The sequence below is a fragment of the Mesorhizobium sp. M5C.F.Ca.IN.020.32.2.1 genome (genome assembly GCF_004023105.1).
In the GTDB taxonomy this organism is placed as follows: domain Bacteria; phylum Pseudomonadota; class Alphaproteobacteria; order Rhizobiales; family Rhizobiaceae; genus Mesorhizobium; species Mesorhizobium wenxiniae.
In genome coordinates, this window is sequence record NZ_RZSX01000624.1 from 1 (window position 1) to 3,919 (window position 3,919).

Sequence of the window (3,919 nt, forward strand, 5' to 3'; positions counted from 1 at the left end):
GATCAAGGGTGCACAGCGTCGGCGAGAGCGGCTTGCGGCGGTCCACCTCGACCTCGACCGGTTCAAGCAGATCAACGACACGCTTGGCCACGCCGCCGGCGACTATGTGCTGGTGGTGACGGCGCAGCGCATGCGCGATTCCTGCCGGGCATCGGATCTCTGCGTGCGTCTCGGCAGCGACGAGTTCGTAATGATCCTCAATGGTGCCGGCGGCACCGAGGACATCAACATGGTCGCCAGGCGCGTCCTGACGCAGATCAACGAACCGATCGTCTTTCAGGGCACGACCATCCTTCCAGGCGCCAGCGCCGGCGTCGCCGTCTATCCGGTCGACGCCGACAATGCGCAAGATCTGCTCGTCCATGCCGACCTCGCGCTCCACTCCGCCAAGAAGCAGAGTGGCAGTCTCTCATTCTTCTCCGAGGAATTGCGGCATGAACTCGATTACCGCAAGCAGCTCGAGCATGACATTAGGATCGCAATCGCGGAGAAGGCGTTCCAGGTCTATTTCCAGCCACAGGTTTCGTTGTCGAACGGTACGATCGGCGGCATCGAGGCGCTGGTTCGCTGGGAACATGCCGAGCGCGGCATGATCGCTCCGGGCGAATTCATTCCCGTCGCCGAGAAATGCGGACTCATGCCTGCGATCGGCCGCCTCGCTGATTGCCTTGGCGATGACAATGCGGCCGAGTGGAACCGCGCCGGCGTCGCCTTCGGACGGCTCGCGGTCAACGTATCCGGCAGCGAATTGCGTGAGCCCGATTTCGACGCCTTCCTCTTCGATACGCTGGAAAAGGCCGGCCTGCCGCCACAAAGACTTTCGCTCGAAATCGTCGAATCCGTCATTCTCGACGACGAGAAGACCGGCATCGCGGCAAAGCTGCGGCACATCCGCGCCGCCGGTGTTCATCTCGAACTCGACGATTTCGGCACCGGCTACGCCTCGCTCAGCCACGTCAACCCGAACGAGATCGACCGGCTGAAGATCGATCGCCGCTTCGTCCAGAACATCAATGAGAACGGCGACAACACCAAGATCGTGCGAGCCATCACCGAACTCGCCCGCGGCCTCGGCATCTCGATCGTCGCCGAGGGCGCAGAAACCGAGGCCGAGCTCGATTCGCTGATGGCGATCGGCTGCGACCAGGTGCAGGGCTATTCCATCGCCTTCCCGATGCCGCAGGACAAGGCACGCCAATGGCTGGTCGCGCGGGCGCCGAAGAGAGCCAGGCTAACGGTGCTGCAGGGAAGGTTGGCTTAAGGCGCCAGCCCTGACATGCCGCTTCGGAAATGGCGGCCTGACGGGTGAGTCCGGCTAAGGTGCCGCCGACTGTCGCAATGGTGGCAAAGTCTTCAGCGGATTGAGCATCGGCACCCCGAGCGGTGCAAAATGACGCTCGCTGTCCGTCAGTATCGTCAAACCGTGGACCTCGGCCGTCGCGGCGATCGCTATGTCTTCGAACCCTGGCCGATGCGCCCTTGCCCGATCAAGGATGGCCGGCGGCATGTGCGGCGCGCAAATCGAAGGGAAGAACCCTCTTTCCTTGGGCCACTGAAACAATGCGTTCGGCAGTTTGGGATCAATCGACATTCGCCCGCAGCGCCGCCAGGACCTCCGCGAACTCCGCCAGCCTCTCGTCGGACAACCCGGTCCGCAGCCGCCTGTCGAAGGCGAGGGCTGCCGTGCGCAATTTCAGGAACAGCGCCTCTCCCGCTTCGGTCAGTTCAACCTGGTGGACGCGGCGGTTTTCCGGATCGCGGCGCCGGGTCAGCAGGCCTTGCATCTCCATCGCGTTCAGATGGTGGGTCAGCGTCGCGCCTTGGATTCCGATCATGCCGGCGAGCTCGCGCTGGTTGGCCAGTTGGCGCGACTTGATCGACAACAGAGTGACCCAGACCGGTAGCGTGCCGCCAGCCTCGACCAAGGCGGCGTCGAAGGCCTGTGCGACAAGCTTTGCGGTGCGGGCGAGATTCATCCCGATTGGCGGGCGATCAAAAGGCGTCATGATCCGACACTAGAGCAAGGGAAAGGCCGATGGAACTGGCCCACGCTTACACATTGACACCTAATCATTAGATATCTAACCTTATGGTGAGCGTGGGGAAAGGAGGAAATGCGGTCATGCAGTATGTCTACATCATCGTCCTCGGCCTTCATGTATTGGCCGGTGTGTTCTGGGCTGGAACGACCATCGCTGTCGCCCGCGATCCGGAGATTCGGATCGAACGGTTTTTCCGGCCGCAAATGCGAGCGGCCGGCATGGTTTTCCTGACCGGCGCCCTCCTCTGGTATTTCTTCCACGGCGGCTATTTCGGTTCGATGGAAATGGTTCTGGCCCTGGGTATCGCCACAGCCCTGATTGCCGCGGGCGTCCAGGGCGCGCTGGTCGGCTCTGCCAGCAGGCAGCTCGCCGGCACTGACGCGGCCACGGAAACCCAGCTGCGCGCGAAAATGACAAGGGGCGAACGCATCGCTGGTGGGCTGCTGGTCATCACCGTACTTTGTATGGCTACCGCCAGATTGTTCTGAGCGGGGCCCGCCGCAATTGACAAGATCGTACGATTTCCGGCCGCAAGCCGGCGGCGGATGGCGCGCAGATCGGACCGACGTGCCTGATCGCTCTCCGTGCGGACGTTCGGCTGCGCGCCACCATCGAGCGGTGACGATCGTCAGATCCGCAATCCAAACCTGATGCCGTCGTAGATTGCGGCGTGGATGTTGCGCGAGGCGACCGCATCGCCGATGCGGAAGAGCACGAAACCGCCTTGCTGATTGCGCGCCGGAAAAATGTCGCCGCCATTGACCAGCCGCTCGTAGTCGACCGCGCCGCCATTCTTCGACAGCGGTTTCAGTGCGAGATAGAGGTCATCGAGCGGCAGCGTGCCGTGCTCGACCACCACCTGATCGACCCGCCGCTCGCCGCGCCAGCCGTCGGCGAAGTCTGAGCCGAGCTCCGCAACCAGTTGATTGCCCTCGCGCCGTACCGAGCGCAGCCGTGTGTTTATAGTGATGGTGACGCCCTTCTCGTGGAAGGCGCGCATATACGGCACGTGATTCATGCCGCCCATTTCCGGGGCGAAGAAGCGTTCGGGCGAAACAAGCTCCAGCCTTGCGCCGCTGCCCGCGATCAGCTCGGCGGCTCCCATGCCTTGATGGCCGCCATTGTCGTCATAGAGTAGCACGTTTTCGGCCGGCTTGACGCTGCCGGCCATGATATCCCAGCTCGACGTGACGAGATTGTCGCCCGCCGCCAGCGGCGGGTTCTGGGGCAGGCCGCCGGTGGCTACCACCACTACGTCGGGCGACAGCGCCAGAACATCGTCCTTCTCCGCCCAGGTGTCATAGCGGATCTCGACGCCGAGCCGGTCGAGTTCGGCCAGCCGCCAGTCGATGATGCCGATCAGTTCCTTGCGGCGCGAATTCTGTGTCGCCAGCCGCACCTGGCCGCCGGCCTGGCTCGACGCTTCCAGCACCGTGACCTGGTGTCCGCGCTCGGCAGCGACACGCGCCGCCTCCAGCCCGCCGGCCCCAGCGCCGACGACGATCACGTTTCGCTTCGGTCCCTCGGTCCTGGGGATGATGTGCGGGATATCAGCCTCCCGGCCGGTTGCCGCGTTGTGGATGCACAGCGCCTCGCCGCCTTCATAGATGCGGTCGAGGCAGTAAGTGGCGCCGACGCAAGGGCGGATCTCGTGCTCGCGGCCCTCCATCACTTTCCGAACGATGTGCGGATCGGCGATGTGGGCGCGGGTCATGCCGACCATGTCGAGCTTGCCGGTGGCGATGGCGTGACGCGCGGTGGCGACATCGGCAATCCGCGCCGCATGGAAGGTCGGGAATTTCGTCGCCGCCCTGACCTCACCGGCGAAGTCGAGATGCGGCGACGAGCGCATGCCGGTCACCGGGATGACCCTGGTC

Annotated in this window: 4 protein-coding genes; 2 read left to right on the plus strand and 2 right to left on the minus strand. The window is 63.8% G+C overall.

What is annotated here, in order from left to right; all coding sequences use genetic code 11:
* A partial coding sequence (locus EOA86_RS25675) for a bifunctional diguanylate cyclase/phosphodiesterase (RefSeq protein ID WP_164891979.1) occupies positions 1-1,261 on the plus strand: 1,261 nt, incomplete at its 5' end.
* A gap of 319 nt (positions 1,262-1,580) precedes the next feature.
* Here EOA86_RS25675 and EOA86_RS25685 read toward each other — a convergent pair.
* Positions 1,581-2,006, minus strand: a complete 426-nt coding sequence (locus EOA86_RS25685; protein ID WP_128344249.1) for a MarR family winged helix-turn-helix transcriptional regulator — start codon at positions 2,004-2,006, stop codon at positions 1,581-1,583.
* Positions 2,007-2,122: 116 nt separating this feature from the next.
* Here EOA86_RS25685 and EOA86_RS25690 point away from each other — a divergent pair, with 116 nt between their 5' ends.
* Positions 2,123-2,530, plus strand: a complete 408-nt coding sequence (locus EOA86_RS25690; RefSeq protein WP_128344251.1) for a hypothetical protein — start codon at positions 2,123-2,125, stop codon at positions 2,528-2,530.
* 140 nt (positions 2,531-2,670) lie between these two features.
* Here EOA86_RS25690 and EOA86_RS25695 read toward each other — a convergent pair.
* Positions 2,671-3,919: FAD/NAD(P)-binding oxidoreductase (locus tag EOA86_RS25695; protein WP_128344253.1), on the minus strand; the 1,249-nt coding region annotated here is incomplete at its 5' end.